Here is a 17,792-nt window from a genome sequence, read left to right on the forward strand (position 1 = left end):
ATAAAAGTAAAATATCAAAGTTTACATTTACCTTACTTTGGTAATAAACTAATAAAAATAGAAGGTGCTGTGAAATGGAAAAAGCAAAAATTAGTAAGTCGGGGGTCCCTTATTTACACTTGGGTAAGGGGGAACCATTGGTGTTGATCCATGGTTTAGGTGAAGTAAAAGAAGGTTGGGAAGACCAATATGAATTAGCAGATCAATTTGAGTTAATCATCCCTGATTTACGCGGTCATGGGGCGTGCAATAAATCAGATGGAATTTCGATTCGAAATTTTGGTTCAGACATAATTGGTTTACTGCAGGAGTTAGAAATTAAAACTGCACATATTCTTGGTCTATCAATGGGCGGTGCCGTTGCACAGGAAATTTACCGTCAAGCTCCCGACCGCTGTCGTACACTCCTATTAATAAGCTCATTCCACTATTTCCCCAAAAAACTAAAGGGTTTATTATTTGATTCACGAATAGGAAAACTTGAACGAATTACAACATCAGGTAAACACTCGGAATTTGCAGCACGCATGGCACTTTACTCTTGGAATAAAGAAACGCTTGAAAAATTCGATAAGTTTTTCCAACCTAAACAACATATTTTTATTGACTCCTTGGTAGCATGCTTTGAAGTCAATAATTTATCGTTATTACCGATGGTAAATGTTCCAACCCTTATTGTTGGGGGACAATATGACTCTATATTGCCGATTTGGATTCAAGCCTGGATGCACAAATTAATCCCGCATTCTGAATTTATTATTATGAGGAATACCGGTCATCTTGCCAAACTGGAAGCAAAAGAGCGATTTAATAACCTCCTGCGAAAATTCCTCGTTCAACAAAAAAGAGCTTCATAAATGATAAGCGGAAAGGATGGGGTTCTTCCTGCTTATCATTTATTCCTATACCCTATCAGTTTATGAGAGAAAATCCTAAATTTCTTGCGAACGAGAGGATAGCCACTTATCTGCGAAAATAGCAAATTTCCCAGTTAAGGCTAGTGAAACATGCCCGCCTTCAAAAACCTGGTAGGTTTTATCTTCACTAGATACCATGTCAATAACAGGAAGGCTTTGCTTCTCTAATATCAGCGTATCTCTTGAAGTTGAGAAGACAAAGAAAGAGCAAGTGATATTTTTTAAATCTACTTTTCTACCGCCAATTTTGAGCTCTCCTTTAAGGAGTTTGTTATCTTTATATAAATCATTAAATAGCTGTTTGAACGCTGCACCCGAAAACGATGCCGAGTCTTTTGTCCATTTATCCATCCGCCGCCACTTTTCAACATAATCTGCATCATGCGCTCGGGAAATTAGGTTTATCATGGGACTCACATAGACTGGAGAGAGTCCTCTGAACAATCCATACATAATTTCTGATGGGATTACTCCATACACTTCAGAAAGACGATCAAAGTTAATTACCCCTTTTTGCAGCCCTTTTAACCACTTATCCGGAACAATGCCAATGCTAAAGTCAATTGGAACTGTAGCAAGGACTAAATTCTTAATCGGTAATTTCGTTAGAGAAGCAAAGATGGCGGCAACAGTCCCTCCTAAACAATAGCCAATCATCGATATTTCTTTTGCCACGGAATGTCGTAAGGCCCGTTTGACGCCATTTTCCAAATAATCAAGGATATAATCATCAAGGGTTATTTCACTATCTTCGTAACCTGGAGAACCCCAATCTAGAAAATAGACATCATATCCTCGTTCTGTTAGTCCGCCTACTACACTGCTCCCTTCGCCGATATCTAAAATATAAGGTTTATTAAGGAGTGAGTAGACTATAAACAATGGAACCTGATACTTTTTTTCTTTTGCCGGATGATAATATAAGGTTGATTTATTTTTTTTCCAAATAATCTCTCTTGGTGTAGAGACAATATCCGGCTTCGGTTCTGTTAAGACTTTATAGACTCTATTCCACCTTGCTGATTCTTTTCCAACATCCAGAAGTGGTATAAAATATGTAACTGATGCATTAGAACTCATCATTTTCAACCCCTTTCATCCTTCGTGCCAGCACCAGTAAGAGTCAGTTCTTTTTCCTTGTCTTTTGTCTTTCCTTTTTGCATAAGACTTTTCAATTTTGCTAGCTCCTTCTTAATATCCGATATCTCTGTTATTCCTTGTTTCAATTCCTGGAAATCCCCTTGAATTTTTACAGATTCAAATGTATCACTAATTCCTTTTAACTCCGCTTTGATTCCCTTAATGTCCTCTATTTCTTTGCGCAACTCCTGAAGATTAATTTGGATAATTTTTATATCTACAAGACCCTGCCGTAATTCTTGAAAATCTTCTTTAAGTTTTTGTGTTCCCGTTATTTCTTCGGCCATTTTTTGGAATTCATTCTTCATTTGTTTAACGATGCTCACCATCTCTTGAAACATAGCCGAATTTTCGTTATTTAACGAACCTAAACTATCCTGCAAATTCCAAATTTGTTCCTCTAAAATATCAATTTTTTCTTCCGTTTGAAGCGACAACTTTGCTACATTAGCAACATCTTTTTTCGTTGGAATATTCATTACCCCAGCCATGAGTTCTTGGTTTTTTCTTAACAGCTCCATGTACCGTGCATGGCTTTCCGTACCAACCTTTAACAAACGAACAAACTCATTATTATCAGTTATCTTGTATAACAGACCATTCAATTGGTTTTCCCACATTTCACTAATTCTTCTGAATCTTAGAAATGGATCATATACTTTTTCCTTAGACATTTATGAACGCTCCTTGTTATTATGATTTTGTATGTTCTTCTACTTTTTCCATGTATTTATTTAATGGGAACATTAGTGATTTGATTTGTCTCGCAAAAAGATTCACAAACCCCTTTTGATTTTCATAGATAAGGTTACCAGCTTGTTTAACGGTTTTTATATATTGCTTCCTGCTTTTTTTCCTTACAGCAATATATTGATCAATAATTTCAAGGTATTTATCCATAGCTTGATTGTGGGTAATCGTTTGAAAAGGTTTGTGTAGAATCAACATAGTTCTTTTTTGAATTTGATCAATCTGGACATTGATTTCTTCATACGACCTTAACGGGAAGAAATGCTGCAGAGTAGTGGTGGACATCAAAAATTCCTCCCTTGTAGTTCTTTCCCATTCGGCAAATTCCTTATTAAATTTTTCTGATATTGCTTTTATATTGCCTTGATTCCTTTTGATGCTGTCAGCAAAAAACATTGCCTCTTTCAGGAAAACCTCATCCCGGAAATCCCCTCGCTTGGCCCATTCGTCTAATTCATTAAATGCTTTGTGCCAGAGGATATCTAAGCTAGAAAGTTGTGCTTCACTGGCGTCTTTTTCTATTTCGTTTTTGTCAGTCATCATTACTCGCATCCTTTCAAGAAATATTAGTGAAATCCTACTATTAATTTAAAGCAAATAAATATCTCCTTTTTAAACCTCCACTTTTTCATGTTCTTTTCGGAGCATTCTTATAAGTAGCTTGCCTACTGATGATTTAGGGAGTTCGTCTAGAAATTCAATTTCTTTTGGCACTTTATATGGTGCAAGATTGATTTTTGCAAAAAATTGTTTTGTTAATGTCTGGTTTTTAAGTTTATATCCCACTAAATGCCTGATGGTATATCTCCGCAAGTTCGCTAATAAATGGTTGTTTTGGATTGGCAATTGTGTCTTGGTCGTCGAAGGCAAGTTCTGCGAGAGCTGTTACTTTGCTTTCAAATTCTGTTTTATTGACTCCGTTTGCTTCGATACTCATTGGAATTTCCAGGTCCTCAGCAAGCTTAATAATTTCCTGAATTAGGCTTTCAACACCTTCCTCCGTTGTACTTGCAGGCAGGCCAAGCATGTTGGCAATTTCAGCATAGCGCTCGTCTGCAATAAAACTTTCATATTTAGGGTAGGTCATGAATTTATTTGGTTTTGCTGCATTGTAACGGATTACATGCGGCAAAAGAATCGCATTGGCACGTCCGTGCGGGATATTAAATTCTGCACCTAATACATGGGCAAGGCTATGATTTATCCCTAGGAAAGAATTGGCGAAAGCCATCCCAGCAATTGTCGATGCATTGTGCATTTTTTCGCGACCTAGTTCATCACTGCCGTCCCTATAAGCAAGTGGCAAATACTTAAAGACAAGCTGAATTGCTTTCAATGCAAGTCCATCTGTATAGTCATTCGCCAATACTGAGACATAGGACTCAATTGCATGTGTCAGGACATCCATCCCTGTATCAGCAGTAACCTGCTTTGGAACGGTCATGACAAACTGCGGGTCGATAATTGCAACATCAGGTGTCAATTGGAAATCTGCAAGTGGGTATTTAATATTTGCATTATTATCTGATATGACAGAAAAAGCTGTGACCTCTGAACCCGTCCCAGAAGTAGTCGGAATCGCAACAAATTTTGCTTTTCCACGAAGAGCTGGGAATTTTACAACTCTCTTACTTGGGTCAAAAAACTTTTGCGTTAAACTATGAAAATCAGTTTCTGGCTGTTCGTAGAATAACCACATTGCTTTCGCAGCATCCATTACTGAACCACCACCAAGGGCAATAATACAATCCGGCTGAAATTTTCTCATTCTTTCCGCACCAGTCATAACTGTATCAATGCCCGGTTCTGGTTCAATTTCGGAGAATGTTTCAAATTGGATTTTACTTGGATTCTTTTTAAGATAATAAAGAACCTTGTCGACATAGCCATTTTTCACAGGGCTTCCGCTGGTGACAATAAATGCCTTTGAGATTTCTGGGATTGAAGCAAGCGTTTGAATTGAATTTTTCTCAAAGAAAATCTGTGATGGCACTTTAAACCACTGGGTAAACGTTCTTCTTTTTGCAACCTTTTTAATATTTATCAGATTTTGTGCTCCAACATTTTGTGACACCGAGTTCCCCCCATAAGTTCCACATCCGATTGTTAATGACGGTAATGATGTGTTATAAATATCCCCAATTGCCCCATGGGTCGATGGTGTATTGACCATGATTCGGCCGGCTTTCATCCGTAGTGCGAACATATCTACTAAATTTTGATCAGCTGTATGAATCGCAGCTGAGTGTCCAAGTCCACCGTATTCCAATGTTTCCTCAGCAATATGCATGCCTTCTGCAAAACTATTAACCTTATAACAGGCAAGAAGCGGGCTTAGTTTTTCACATGAAAGCGGATATTTCGGACCTACTCCCTTTAATTCAGCAATGAGGATCTTGGTATTTACCGGGACATTTACTCCTGCCAATTTAGCTATCATCGAGGCGGGCAATCCAACGATTAAATGATTGATAGAATTGGTTTTTTCAAAAACTGCAACCTTTTCCACCATTAATCGCTCTTCTTCATTAAGAAAATAACAATTATTTGCTATCATTTCTTGCTTTACTTCTTCATAAATTTCTTGATCGATTATAAGAGCTTGTTCAGAAGCACAGATCATGCCATTATCAAATGTTTTTGATAAGATAATGTCGTTAACTGCGCGTTTGATGTTAGCGGTTTTTTCAATATAACAAGGGACGTTTCCAGCGCCAACTCCAAGTGCAGGTTTGCCTGAACTGTAAGCCGCCTTTACTAAATTTGGTCCACCTGTTGCTAAGATGAGGGATATCTTCGGATGCTTCATTAAGGCCTGAAAAGCTTCGTGTGAGGGAACTTCAATCCATTGAATACAATTTTCTGGAGCGCCTGCCTTAATAGCGGCTTCCTTAAGTAATTTTGCTGTCTCAGTACAGCATTTTTGCCCAAATTGCGGAAAAGCAAAAATAATTGGATTCCTTGTTTTAAGCGAAATCAATGATTTAAAAATAACTGTGGACGTCGGATTTGTAATCGGAATGACCGCCGCAATGACACCAACTGGCTCGGCAATCTCTACCATTCCTTCATTTTCGTTTTCGTTAATGACACCAACAGTTTTCATATCTCGAATATTGTTGTAAATAAACTCTGTGGCAAACATGTTTTTGAATACTTTATCTTCATAAACACCTCTTCTAGTTTCACTAACGGCAGACTTTGCTAGATTCTTATGATTTTGAAGTGCGATGAGAGCCATTTGTTTGACGATTTCGTCGATCATTTCTTGATTGAAACAACGGAATTCACCGAGCGCCTTCGCACCGTTATTAGCTAATGTATCAATCATTAAAGTAATCATCTGTTTATCTAGTACTGCCCTTTCTTCAACTGCCATTTAATATCTCCTCCAAATTCATTTCATTTCGGAAATTCGACTGAATATAGGTTTGTTTATAATTCAAATGCTATTAAGGTCACTCCCTTTTCTTTAACTGGCTAAAATATATCACGGTCGATAAATCGAAATTTGTCGAATTGTGCACAAAAATGAATGAATAACCATTCATTTTTAAAAAATTCACTAAATGTTCGAAATTTACGCAACATGATATTTCATCACCTTCGCTTTTGACAGGAAGAAATATATGAAAAAAGCCATAAACTCTTCTTTCGAGAGAGTTTATGGCTTGTACTTCAATATCAACCAGTATTTCGTAATCCTGCAGAGATCCCACTAATTGTCAGCAAAACTTCAATTAATAGTTCTTCATTAGGCTCTTCTTGATTTCTTAGTTCCTTTATTAATTCAACTTGTAAAAAGTTTAGCGGATCGACATATGGATTTCTTCTATATACCGATTCCTTTATATTTGGTGTATGATCTAACAATTCATTATCACCTGTTATTCTAAGGAGAACTTCTTTTGTTGTTTCGTATTCTTCAAGAATATTAGTAAAGATTCGTTCTGCAATGGTCTGGTCTTTCACAAGGGATAAGTATTCTCTTGCTGTCGTAATATCAGCTTTCATTAATGCCATTTGCAGGTTATCAATCGTTGATTGGAAGAACGGCCATTTTTCATACATTTGCTGAAGCATCTGCAAATTTTGTTCTCCATTAGCTACAAATCCTGCTAAACCAGTACCTGCTGCGTACCATGCTGGAAGCAATTGACGGCTTTGAGTCCAAGCAAACACCCATGGAATTGCCCTTAAATCTTCAAAGCGGCCCTGATTTTTTCTACTCATTGGCCTTGAACCGATGTTTAAGTCTCCGAGCTCTCTTAGTGGTGTCGCTTCCGTGAAGTAGGCAAGGAAATCTGGATCTCCAAATACAAGTGATTGATATTTGGTCAAAGCCAAGCTTGAAATTTCTTCAATCGACTCAACCCATATTGGATCACGTTGAAAACCTTGCTTCGCTTCTTTTGATATATGTGTTGCCGTTAAGAGCAGCGTGGAAGTAGCCTGTTCCAAACTCCGATAAGCAATATCCTCAAGTAAATAGCGTGAAGATAAAACCTCGCCTTGCTCCGTAATTTTAACCCCGTCGCCAATGGTTTCTGCCGGTTGAGACAGGATACTTTTATTTAATGGACCGCCGCCACGGCCTAACGAACCACCACGGCCATGGAAGAACTTAAGTCCGATCTGGTACCTCTTTGCCATTTCATGAATTTCAATTTGAGCTTTATATAGTTTCCAGTTAGCTGTCAATGTACCACCATCTTTGCTTCCGTCCGAGTAACCAAGCATTATTTCCTGCTGATCCCCCATTATTTGCAAATGATTTCGATAGACAGGCATCTCAAATAGTGTTTCCATAATTTCAGGCCCAGCAGTTAAATCGTCAATTGTTTCTAGCAAAGGCGCCACATGTAAATGACTTTCTAAGGTCCCATCTGCGTGAAGTCGATAAATCCCAGCCTCTTTAGCAAGAACAAGTACCTCTAGTAAATCACTAGGGGATTTTGTCATGCTTACAAGATAGACGGAAATCGACCGCTTCCCGAATTCTTCATGTGCACTCTTGATCATTTGGAAGACTTTAATCATTTCCTGAGTTTCCGCCGAATAATCTTCATTTAATAATAGAAGCGGGCGAGGATCCAATAGGATATTTTGCAGTATTTTTAGTTTTTCATCTTCCGCAAGCCCCGCATAATTATCGGAGATACTGACTTTGCGCAATATTTCGGTCATGGCTGCTTCATGTTCACCACTATGATTCCGAATATCTAGTGTCGCTAAATGAAAACCAAACAATTGAACTTGTCGAATCAGCTTTTGAATAGTCATTAATTCATGTGCTGCTGGATGATGCTTTTTCAAACTTTTTTTAATAATAAATAAGTCTTCTAGTAATTCATCGGAAGAATTATAGCCCAAGTCCGTTTTACCTACTTGTTTTACTCGTTCAATAATGATAGCAAATGCTCGACGGTACACTTCCGTTTGAATTGGCCATTTTTTCTCATCGGTTAAATATGTATCTTCTAGTTCAATTAACTTAAGAAGATCATTACTTACCTCCACTCTTGAAGTGGAATGACTGTATCGTTTCATTAAATCAACGAGAACATTTTTATATTTTTTTAAGACGAGTCTTCTCTGCCTATTTAGTGTCTCCCAAGTAACATCGTGTGTAACATTGGGATTCCCATCACGATCTCCACCGATCCATGATCCAAAACGGAGAAAATTTGGAACTTCCCATTGTGTTTGAGTGTAATTCTTCTCTAAACAATCTGCCACTTCCTGATGGATTTCAGGAAGAACCTCGAAAAGGGTCTGATCAAAATAATATAGTCCGTTTCTAACTTCGTCTAAAACCGTAGGCTTAGTTTGCCGTAATTCATCCGTTTGCCAAAGAATTGAAACTTCATTAAACAATCTCTCTTCAAGCTTTTTTCTTTCTCTACTTGTTAATAACGGATGATCGAGACTTTTTAGGATAACAGCAATCCGCTGCTGAATTTCAAGAATTGAACGCTTAGTTGCCTCTGTTGGATGGGCTGTAATAACCAGTTCAAGTGACAAAGTATTAAGGATATCTTGAATGACATCTTCCTTAATATTGTTCTCTTTAAGCGAAAGAATAGCACTCTCTATTGAAGCGGGTTGGACAATAGTTTCATCCTCTAGTTGGTACTGTCTCCGTCTACGAATACGATGATTCTGTTCTGCGGCATTAATTAAATGGAAATACATGGAGAATGCTCGAATAACTTGTTTCCTTAAAGGTGCGCTTAGACTAGCAATTTCTTCCTTTAATGCATCATAGATAGCTTGATCAAAATGTTCTCTTAATGTCTTACACATTAAACGTATTTTTTCCACTTTATCCAATAGTTCGGTACCACCGTGATTGAGCAGAATCTCTCCAAGCATTTTAGCCAGTAATTTCACGTCTTGTCGCAACGGAAGACTGCTGTCATTCAATTTCAATTCTATAGTCATACTGCCACCTTCCCTTAATCGAAAATTCGGTAAATTTTTTATTTATTAATATAACATAATTTTTTGCATCATGTTAAAAAATAAGTGCTGTTTTTTAAAAATAAAGTTTATTCTGATTCAAAAAAACCTGCCAAATGCAGGTTTCTTCAAATAAAAAAAATATAAAAGTTCTTCATTTTAAGATTCTTTATCAAATACTAGAACATATGTTTTTCGATCATCTTCGTTTGTTACGACAATAGAAATAATCGTTTTCGAGTCGTCTTCCAGCTTAATTGTTTCCTTAGTACTGCCTTCAATCAAAATTTCTGAATTGCTGGATTTTGCAATCGGGTTAAGAGTTACCTCGTCCATATCACTTGACACGGTTACATGGTAGGTAAACTCATCACTCGTAAAGGTGCTATCCCAGGATCCTTCTGAAACTGACAATGAGGAAAGTAACGCTTTACTTGTTTTTTCTACGTTCAAAGAACTCGCCTGTTGTGATGTAGGTTGGGTGGAATTGGACCGATTATTTGGTTGCGATGTTGATTGGGAAAGACCCGGTTTATTATTCTGATTTGAATTGGCATTGGTATTGGTTTTGGTATTGGTTTTAATCTCAGCAGCTGCTCTTGTAATGTGTAAGGTATAAATTCTTTTCTCACCATTTTCAGCTGTTACAGCTATAATAATATCCGACTCTCCGACGGGAAGTTCTACTGCAGCGCCATCTTTTGTTACTAAAGTTTCATTCACCTTAATAGTTGATGTTGTTTCAACAGATGTAGGTTTAATGGTAATCACAGGAACGTCATTTGGAACAACTACCTTGTAGTCTGTACCAGTAGAAGAAAAGTTTGGTGATAACTGCCCTTTAGATAGGTTAATACTTTGCAAAAGATTATTATCATTTTCCTCTCTCATTAAAGTCAGGTTATAGGTATTGGTTGAGTTACTGCCATTATCCACGGAAATAATAAATTTATTCTCACCTGTTTGAAGGGAATATGCACCGACAACTCCACTTATAACCGTCTGCCCATTTAATGTAATCGATGAATCTGGATTGCTGCTTTCTACTAATAACTTAATCGATTGAACCTCGTTTTTTACTGTGGCAGAATATTCCTTTGAATCTGCTGAAAACAGCTGGTCTAGCTTAATTCCTTCTATCTCTATTTTTGATAGTTTGCCTTCTTGTTGGTCCTCTTGGACTGGAGCCGTATTTGTTTCAGCATATGCTGTTGGTATGTAAGTTCCAACCCCCATCCATACCATTGAAATTACAAGCATTACATTTAGGGCTTTGCTTTGAATCGGTTCTTTCATATAGTCAATCCTCCTGTCTACTATCTTTGGGGATAGTGGAATTTGGACTAACTTTATCATTCATAGCTTAAGTTTATCTTAAGTTAAATTTTTATCTGCGATGAAATTCTTCTAGCTTTGAAGAGATTACTGATGCTACTTCTTCATCCGATTTTTGGAGCGCTTTTTTAAATAGCGAATTTGCTAAGGAGCCCATCGGCCCTGATGCATTGATTTCAAGAAAGCCTGTCACTCGAGTTTTATTTCTATTTATTGCTTTTGCTTCAAAGTAGCCTTCACCTAAATACTTTTCGTTTGACCTTTTTAATTCAAAACTTACCCTGGCAGGTTCATTCCACTCTTTAATATCAATCAATAAACTAACCTTCTTTTTCATAACGCCGAGGTCACTCTTAAATTCCCAGCAGATTTGACGTTCGTTTATTTTTTCATGTTGAATATAACCTGGTACAAGCGGTGCCCAATTATTTTCGTCTCGAATAAAGTCCCAAATCACTTCAATCGGGATATCTAATTCAAGATGTTGTAAATCGCTTAGCATTTGTATCCCTCTTTCGTCGTCAAAGTAAAAGACCTTCAAAGTGCAGAAGTTCCTTTTAAAAAATATATGTGGAATTTTTTGTTTATAGAAGAGACAAGTATCAGTTCACCAGAAAAATCCTAACACTAAAGATGTTAGGATTCATTAATTATTTTTTTAATGAGTATCCCATTAGGAATTCATGAATCCGTTCTGCCGCCAGTGAAAGGCGATCTGGAGGTTGTACCATGGCGATTCGGACATATCCTTCACCAAGATCTCCAAACGCATCTCCAGGAATCACTGCCACACCCGCTTGGTCAATTAATTCAAAGGCAAACTCACGGGAATTCCATCCTGAAGGAATTCTTGCCCACACAAACATGGTGGCAGGAGACTTAGTTACTTGCCAGCCGCTTTTTTCAAGCCCAGAAATCAACGCATCGCGACGAATTTCATATTCATTCACCTGTGTTTGAAGGAATGAAAAATCTGAAGTTAATGCCATCACAGCTGCCATTTGGATTGGATAAAAAACTCCATAATCAATATGGGATTTAAAGGAAGCCAAGATATCGATAGCTTGCTCATTGCCAACAACATAGCCTATCCGGCAACCCGCCATATTAAAGGTCTTTGAAAGCGAATTGAATTCAATTCCAACCTCTTTTGCACCGGGAACCGACAAGAAACTTATTTGTGGATTCCCATCGAATACCAACTCAGAATAAGCAAAATCATGAACAACCAAAATATCATGAAGTTTAGCAAATTCAACTACCTTTTCAAAAAAAGCCTTATCCGCTAATGCTGTGACTGGATTCCCAGGATAACTGATAATCATCATTTTCGTTTTATGTAAAACTTCTAACGGGATTTCATCCAGCTCTGGTTGAAACTTGTTTTCTGCTAATAACGGCATTGGGTAGATAACACCACCCGCAATGTTTACGCTAGCCTCATAGATTGGATACCCTGGATCCGGCACCAGCACATAGTCACCTGGATTAATTAAGGCTGTAGCCAAATGGGCGAGACCATCCTGCGACCCCATCAACTGCAATACCTCACTACTGGGTTTAAGTTCAACAGCATATCTTTGCTTATAAAAAAAACTAACTGCCTCATTAAATTCAGGTATCCCTTTCAGTGTGTAGCCATACTTACTGGGGTCTTTAGCGTAGTCACTTAATGTTTCCACGACAAATGAAGGCGGTGGAAAATCTGGACTCCCTACACTTAAATCAATTACATCTTTACCATCTTTGATAGCCTCTTGTTTCCGATTAGCTATTTCTTGGAAAATACTTGCCGACATCCTTTTTACTTTTTCAGAAGCAACGAGATTCATAGATATCCCCTCAATCACAATTTTGATAAATAATTTCAACTATTCAAATATATTTCAAATTATATCAGTGTAATGATTACAATTCTATATTTCTAATTAACAATTGATTATTATTGATTCATCCTTTAGAATCTTATGATAGGTTTAAATATTCGAAAAACGATGAGTAAGCGGAGGTAACTGAAGATGAAATTCTTTCAGTATTTCTTATTTTTTGCAGGATTAACCTTTTTCGGCTTGGGAAATGCGATTGCCGTTAAGGTTAAATATGTTGGGTTACACCCATGGGAAGTACTAAATGTCGCCCTATATCAGCATTTTGGTTTAACTATTGGTACTTGGGGAGTGATTTGCGGGTTAATTCTGATCTTCATTTCCTTTTTTGTTGCACGGAGCTATATTAGCATAGGTACAATCCTAAATGCCCTATGTATTGGACCTATCATGGACTTTTTTCTCTGGTTGGATATTCTCCCAAAAGCAACTGGTACATGGTTGGATTACCTCATTCTTCTTAGTGGAATCATGATTACAGGGATTGGTGGCGGCATGTATGTAGCAGCAGGGATTGGCGCTGGTCCACGTGATGGCTTCATGCTTTCGATTTCTGATAAAACAAAGTTGTCAGTAAGTCAAGCACGCATCATAGTTGAAAGCATTGTATTAATGATAGGTTTATTATTAGGTGGTCCTGTGTTTATTGCTACTTTCCTTTATACATTCATTCAAAGTCCTATTTTCCATCATTCTCTTAAGCTATTTAAGTCATTAGTAGAAACTGTCAAAAGGAAAAACAGCAAAACGCAAGAAGGTATTGTTATTTAAAATAACGGAAATTAAGCACTTGTTGGAAGTGGTGACTTAATTTCCGTTATTTCAGTTAAATAACTTCGACACTATCAGGAGTAAACTCTTTATAATATTTTCGATGGGAATCAGTGATGAAGGCCGACAATTTCCCTTCATAAATTAATTCTAAGGGTGCCGACTCCTTTATATCATGGGGAGTTACAAGGGATAGAGGCTTTTGACTTTTGATATCAATCCCGGATTCTTCCAAGATGGCTGCAACAAAATGGGAACAAAAGAAGGCATTTTTGCGGGTCATCTCCATATTCAGCATCACAGCAATTAACCCAATGAGATTGTACCTGTATTCTTCCTTATGGTCTTCCATATCCCTTAATTTACAGATCATTTTTTGAAATTGTTTTTCGGTAATCGTAATGCAATAAATAGCACAATCGGCATTCCTAAATAGACCACCACGTACGTTTTCTTCCACAAATCCTGCAAAGAAAGGATTTCTTGGATTTCTTCTCCCAAAACTATAAACCTTGTTGAATTGTTCATCAATCACAATTGAGGCATGATTAAGTGGTTTTTTTGTATAGAGCTTAATCATTTTCCCTAAAACTGTACCCGTGTCCGTTAGAAGAACATAAACTTTCCTGCTCATTTTTAAAACCCCCTATTCGATTGGGAGGAAAATATAGTAAATTCTAACCCTTATATTTTCTATAAGTTAATAATAATTAATTCAAATAAAAGGGAAAACAATCTGCAGATTTATTTTCTTCTAAGACCTAAGCCTTAGGAACAGTCTTTTTTTGCAAAAGGATGCAAATAAATATCCAAAATACTCCTAATATGATAAGGACTGATAATATTATGATAGTTCTTTCTTATTTAGAATTATAACAGTTCTAAGGGAAAATTTAGTATTTTTTACAAATAAAAGTATTAGCCATTACAAAATATTAATTACTTTATATAAGAAAAGCTTATAAAAAAACAGAAGATACACTTGGCATCTTCTGTGTTAAATATTTTTACGGATTGCCATAACCAAGGCTGCTAATGAAAGCGATGAAGCTATTCCTAATTAAATTAGTGATAAGTTTTTTATTGACTTCCCACTAAAACTTTGAAATCAGTGTCGATACTTTCTAACGACTTGGTTAGAACATGGACATGTACGTTCCAATGACCTGCCATGCTAAAATGCAAACCCTTCACTTCATACTTGCCATCAGCCGTTTTTGTTAAACTAACAGTTTCTTTTCCCATGTCCATTTCAAGCATGGTAAAGGTTAAGTGAATTTGTTCAATTTCTTTAATTGGCTTCCCTTCTCGGTCTTTTAAGGTAATCTCAAATAAATTCACTCCAATAATATTAGGCGTTGCTTCTAAAGTCACTTGCTTGGCTTGATTCACTATGTTAGTTTCCTTAAATGGTCCCGGAGATTGCATGGCTGTTGGTAAATTGGTTAAAACAACGGATAGGACTAAGATTAACAAACCAAGGGTAAGCTCACCCTTTAGAGATGCCTTCAGTCCCTTAGTGGTTCCCCTTTTTCCTTTAATAAAATTCACAGCTGCAAGGAGCAGCATCACCAAAAACAAAATAAGTTTCCACATTAAGGCTTTTCCATAGTTCGTTTGGACAAGTGCTGAAAGGTTTGGAATATATAAAAAACTGGTAAACAATCCAGTTAAAGTTAAAAAAAGAACAAGGATCAGTCCCCATTTGGAGAAACTTTTTATCATTTTCAAATAATTTTGCTTTATCTCTGTGTTTTTACGTAATGAAAGCAATGAGACAAAACCAGTTAAACTTCCGATCCAAATCGATGCAGCAAGTAAATGCAGAAAATCCATTGCTATTGTTAATAACGGATTTGGTTGTGCTGCGGCATGACTGGTCAATGCCTTTGTCAATAACAAGGCTGCCCCAAGACAAAAGCAAGTCCACAAAATAGCTCGTTTCGTGCTCTCGGCCATGCCTATAAAAGAAGTGAGCAGGGCAAGAGTTATAAGGAGAGCTATTTGAATAACCCAAAATTGACCATAATTTGTGTTCATTAAGATATTTTTGATGATTGAGAAGTTAAACACTTCACTCCAAGGATAACCAGATTCAATCGTTGCCTGTAATGGCAGACTTAACAGAATACTAAGAAATAGAAGAATCAAACCTGTGCTTATTAGCTTACGGAACTTCTTATCGACTGAACCTATTTCCCGTAATTCCTTGGGCACAATAACCATATAAAAAAAGATGAGTCCGACATAGAACGCATTGCTCAGATATTGCAGCCAACGGATAATGATTAGATCCGCTTTAGGGGTGTAGCCTTTCGTTTCATTATCTAAGGAGGTAGAGTCTTGACCTTTTTCACCAATTTGAAAAGGAATTACACCTTCAACAGGATGGCCGTCGCTTGAAACCACCTTCCACTTTATTCGATAGGATCCATTTGGAAGGTCCTTCTTTAATCCGCTCTTTAGGATAAAAGGTTGCTTTGGGTCAATCCGCCCATTTTTTTTATCGACTCGATTTCCTTCTGAATCAAAAACCTTAATTGAGTTAAAGGCAGGCTGGATAGTTTCATCAAATTTTATCGTTACTTCGGATGGGGCTTTTTCCACCGTCTCATTTTCTAATGGTGTAGATTTTTTTATATAGGCGTGTGCTGATGAAATAGACGGAAATAAAAGTACAAACAGGGACAGGATAACAAGAAATGTGCTGACTTTTTCTTTTATTTGCAATCCATCACTCCCCTTATTGTTAGAATCGTGTAGTAGTTGATATATATCACATGCAATAAAGTTTTCATTGTCGATACTATAATAATGATAAATTAGAATATTAACAATATCTTTATAGGACCAACTTGTGAATAATTGTTGAACTTTTTACAGTAATATTTAAGCCCAAACCTCATCGAGGACTTCTCTGAATAAATCATCTAGAATTGGGGTCATATCCTCTTTGGGAGCTCTAAGGGTTTTGGTGTATTCCTCAAGCCGGTTGATCTCTTTCTCCAAAAAGTCATTAATGGAAGTAATCTTTGGTTCGAGGTTTAGTTCATCTCCGCTAATTTTCCTTTCTAACAAGGTAAGGATTTCCTGCTTAAGTGGCCCCTCAACAAGGAGTTCCTCTATCAATTTCTGAAATTCAATCGGCGGTACTGAATTATATCTTTCAATCCACATACAAGCTAAAACTGGACGGAGGACATAAAAGTACTTTTTAATTTTCACTTGATCGCTTCGGAGGTAATCACGAAAATTACCTTTTGCCATATTTAAGTAGTGATATAGTGCTGACTGTGGCAAAAACACTTGATTTTGAATTGCTTTCAATTTATCTACTAACGAAAAAGCCTGATAATAAACTATCCCCGAATGGAGCCACTCCATTAGCGGGGGATTTGATTTTCTAAAAAGTTGGAGAGCTTTACGCAATTCCCAGCCATTAATATCAAGGAGATCATTAATTGGCAGTTCAATCACATCTCGCTTTTGGTCAATGCTCAAATACCAGTCCTTTTTATGGACATAAATAAACCGGACATCGTAATCACTATCCTTGGATGGGAAGCCCCATGCTCTGCTTCCTGACTCTACAGCAAGACAGATTCTTACTCCATATTCTTCCTCTATTTTTTTGATTTCTGTTAGTATTTTTTCTTTCAAGGTTATTCACTCCCTAAACCATTCCTTGACCACAGACTTTGACAATAATGGCGATATTCGCGATGTAATTGTTGAACTACTTGTCCCTGATTACCTGGTAATTGATGATCCTCAAATGTAGTAATTGGGACGATTTCTTGTATAGAATTGGTCACAAACATCTCATCGGCCTCATGAATGTGTTTTAATAAGTACAACCCCTCTTTAACACAAAGATTATGTTTCTTCGCTAATTCGATAACAAACTGCCGTGTAATCCCATTTAAAATACCTGTTTGTACTGAAGGAGTATATAAGACGTTACCTTTTACCCAAAAGATATTAGAGACGATGCCTTCAGCTAAGTATCCATCCTCAGTTTGGAAAATCCCTTCAATATCAGCAGCATTTCCAATCTCTCTTTTTGCCAGAATATTATTCATAAAATGATGTGACTTTACTCGTTCAATTCCTTCTGGACTGTTCCGTCTCAACTTCAATAAAACAGCCTTTTTTTCGGATAATTCTCCTGCCAGCGGTAACGGCTTAGGAAAAATAAGGATGTTCGGTTCCTTGTAAGGTTCCACCTGCAAACCAACATCACCTATTCCGGCTGAGACATTTAAGCGGATATAAGCATTAGATAAATTGTTTATTTCCAGTAAATCTTGCAAGATTCTATTCGTTTCTTCACGATGAAATTGGTAGGTAATGTTAAGCACCTCTAAACCTTGATTTAGACGTGCTAGATGATCATCTAATAAAAAGGGAAACCCTTCATACACTCGAAACGTTTCAAATAATCCCATTCCATATAAAAAACCATGATCCAACGGAGAAATCATCGCATCTTCTTTTTTTAAAAATTGTCCGTTTATATAAATCACCATAC

14 protein-coding genes are annotated in these 17,792 nt (G+C 37.0%); 2 read left to right on the forward strand and 12 right to left on the reverse strand.

Annotation, left to right across the window (positions count from 1 at the left end):
* Positions 1-74: 74 nt before the first annotated feature.
* Positions 75-857 (forward strand): alpha/beta fold hydrolase, encoded by a 783-nt coding sequence (locus COE25_RS14700; RefSeq protein ID WP_098933120.1) that lies wholly within the window; start codon positions 75-77, stop codon positions 855-857.
* A 75-nt stretch (positions 858-932) separates the two neighbouring features.
* Here COE25_RS14700 and COE25_RS14705 read toward each other — a convergent pair whose 3' ends face one another.
* The 8 genes from COE25_RS14705 to COE25_RS14740 all read right to left on the reverse strand — a co-directional run bounded on the left by COE25_RS14705 (position 933) and on the right by COE25_RS14740 (position 12,436).
* Positions 933-2,000, reverse strand: a complete 1,068-nt coding sequence (locus COE25_RS14705) for an alpha/beta fold hydrolase (RefSeq protein ID WP_257208836.1) — start codon at positions 1,998-2,000, stop codon at positions 933-935.
* Positions 2,001-2,002: 2 nt separating this feature from the next.
* Positions 2,003-2,731 (reverse strand): hypothetical protein, encoded by a 729-nt coding sequence (locus COE25_RS14710; RefSeq protein ID WP_088086170.1) that lies wholly within the window; start codon positions 2,729-2,731, stop codon positions 2,003-2,005.
* 19 nt (positions 2,732-2,750) lie between these two features.
* Positions 2,751-3,350: a hypothetical protein gene (locus tag COE25_RS14715; protein WP_256942286.1), complete on the reverse strand. Its 600-nt coding sequence runs from the start codon at positions 3,348-3,350 to the stop codon at positions 2,751-2,753.
* Positions 3,351-3,582: 232 nt separating this feature from the next.
* The gene (adhE, locus tag COE25_RS14720) at positions 3,583-6,186 is read right to left on the reverse strand and encodes a bifunctional acetaldehyde-CoA/alcohol dehydrogenase (protein WP_098933121.1); all 2,604 of its coding nucleotides are present in this window, start codon (positions 6,184-6,186) and stop codon (positions 3,583-3,585) included.
* A 305-nt stretch (positions 6,187-6,491) separates the two neighbouring features.
* A complete protein-coding gene (gene ppc, locus COE25_RS14725) occupies positions 6,492-9,251 on the reverse strand; it encodes a phosphoenolpyruvate carboxylase (RefSeq protein WP_098933122.1) in 2,760 nt (919 codons plus the stop codon).
* Positions 9,252-9,428: 177 nt separating this feature from the next.
* The gene (locus COE25_RS14730) at positions 9,429-10,565 is read right to left on the reverse strand and encodes a cadherin-like beta sandwich domain-containing protein (protein WP_180247502.1); all 1,137 of its coding nucleotides are present in this window, start codon (positions 10,563-10,565) and stop codon (positions 9,429-9,431) included.
* A 91-nt stretch (positions 10,566-10,656) separates the two neighbouring features.
* Positions 10,657-11,106 carry an SRPBCC family protein gene (locus COE25_RS14735; protein ID WP_088086165.1) on the reverse strand — a complete coding sequence of 150 codons (450 nt, stop codon included), beginning with the start codon at positions 11,104-11,106 and terminating at the stop codon, positions 10,657-10,659.
* Positions 11,107-11,254: 148 nt separating this feature from the next.
* The gene (locus tag COE25_RS14740; protein WP_098933124.1) at positions 11,255-12,436 is read right to left on the reverse strand and encodes an LL-diaminopimelate aminotransferase; all 1,182 of its coding nucleotides are present in this window, start codon (positions 12,434-12,436) and stop codon (positions 11,255-11,257) included.
* 180 nt (positions 12,437-12,616) lie between these two features.
* Here COE25_RS14740 and COE25_RS14745 point away from each other — a divergent pair, with 180 nt between their 5' ends.
* Positions 12,617-13,261, forward strand: coding sequence for a YczE/YyaS/YitT family protein (locus COE25_RS14745; RefSeq protein WP_088086163.1), 645 nt, complete (start codon positions 12,617-12,619; stop codon positions 13,259-13,261).
* A 55-nt stretch (positions 13,262-13,316) separates the two neighbouring features.
* Here COE25_RS14745 and COE25_RS14750 read toward each other — a convergent pair whose 3' ends face one another.
* From COE25_RS14750 to pabC, 4 genes are all read right to left on the reverse strand, one after another.
* Positions 13,317-13,895, reverse strand: coding sequence for a hypothetical protein (locus COE25_RS14750; protein WP_098933125.1), 579 nt, complete (start codon positions 13,893-13,895; stop codon positions 13,317-13,319).
* Between the two features lie 446 nt (positions 13,896-14,341).
* The gene (locus tag COE25_RS14755) at positions 14,342-15,991 is read right to left on the reverse strand and encodes a copper resistance CopC/CopD family protein (protein ID WP_257208837.1); all 1,650 of its coding nucleotides are present in this window, start codon (positions 15,989-15,991) and stop codon (positions 14,342-14,344) included.
* A 159-nt stretch (positions 15,992-16,150) separates the two neighbouring features.
* Entirely contained in the window at positions 16,151-16,921 is a 771-nt protein-coding gene (locus COE25_RS14760; RefSeq protein WP_098933126.1) for a nucleotidyltransferase domain-containing protein, read from the reverse strand.
* A gap of 2 nt (positions 16,922-16,923) precedes the next feature.
* The gene (gene pabC / locus COE25_RS14765; protein WP_098933127.1) at positions 16,924-17,790 is read right to left on the reverse strand and encodes an aminodeoxychorismate lyase; all 867 of its coding nucleotides are present in this window, start codon (positions 17,788-17,790) and stop codon (positions 16,924-16,926) included.
* Positions 17,791-17,792 lie beyond the last annotated feature (2 nt).

The organism is Bacillus sp. AFS031507 (genome assembly GCF_002584635.1).
Classification (GTDB): Bacteria; Bacillota; Bacilli; order Bacillales; family Cytobacillaceae; genus Neobacillus.

Excerpts from the sequence above, each read along its gene's own strand:
- COE25_RS14715 (WP_256942286.1), bottom strand. The coding sequence starts at position 3,350 with ATGATGACTGACAAAAACGAAATAGAAAAAGACGCCAGTGAAGCACAA.
- adhE (WP_098933121.1), bottom strand. The coding sequence starts at position 6,186 with ATGGCAGTTGAAGAAAGGGCAGTACTAGATAAACAGATGATTACTTTA.
- COE25_RS14700 (WP_098933120.1), top strand. The coding sequence starts at position 75 with ATGGAAAAAGCAAAAATTAGTAAGTCGGGGGTCCCTTATTTACACTTG.
- COE25_RS14705 (WP_257208836.1), bottom strand. The coding sequence starts at position 2,000 with ATGATGAGTTCTAATGCATCAGTTACATATTTTATACCACTTCTGGAT.
- COE25_RS14730 (WP_180247502.1), bottom strand. The coding sequence starts at position 10,565 with ATGAAAGAACCGATTCAAAGCAAAGCCCTAAATGTAATGCTTGTAATT.
- COE25_RS14740 (WP_098933124.1), bottom strand. The coding sequence starts at position 12,436 with ATGAATCTCGTTGCTTCTGAAAAAGTAAAAAGGATGTCGGCAAGTATT.
- COE25_RS14710 (WP_088086170.1), bottom strand. The coding sequence starts at position 2,731 with ATGTCTAAGGAAAAAGTATATGATCCATTTCTAAGATTCAGAAGAATT.
- COE25_RS14735 (WP_088086165.1), bottom strand. The coding sequence starts at position 11,106 with ATGCTAAGCGATTTACAACATCTTGAATTAGATATCCCGATTGAAGTG.
- COE25_RS14750 (WP_098933125.1), bottom strand. The coding sequence starts at position 13,895 with ATGAGCAGGAAAGTTTATGTTCTTCTAACGGACACGGGTACAGTTTTA.
- pabC (WP_098933127.1), bottom strand. The coding sequence starts at position 17,790 with ATGGTGATTTATATAAACGGACAATTTTTAAAAAAAGAAGATGCGATG.
- ppc (WP_098933122.1), bottom strand. The coding sequence starts at position 9,251 with ATGACTATAGAATTGAAATTGAATGACAGCAGTCTTCCGTTGCGACAA.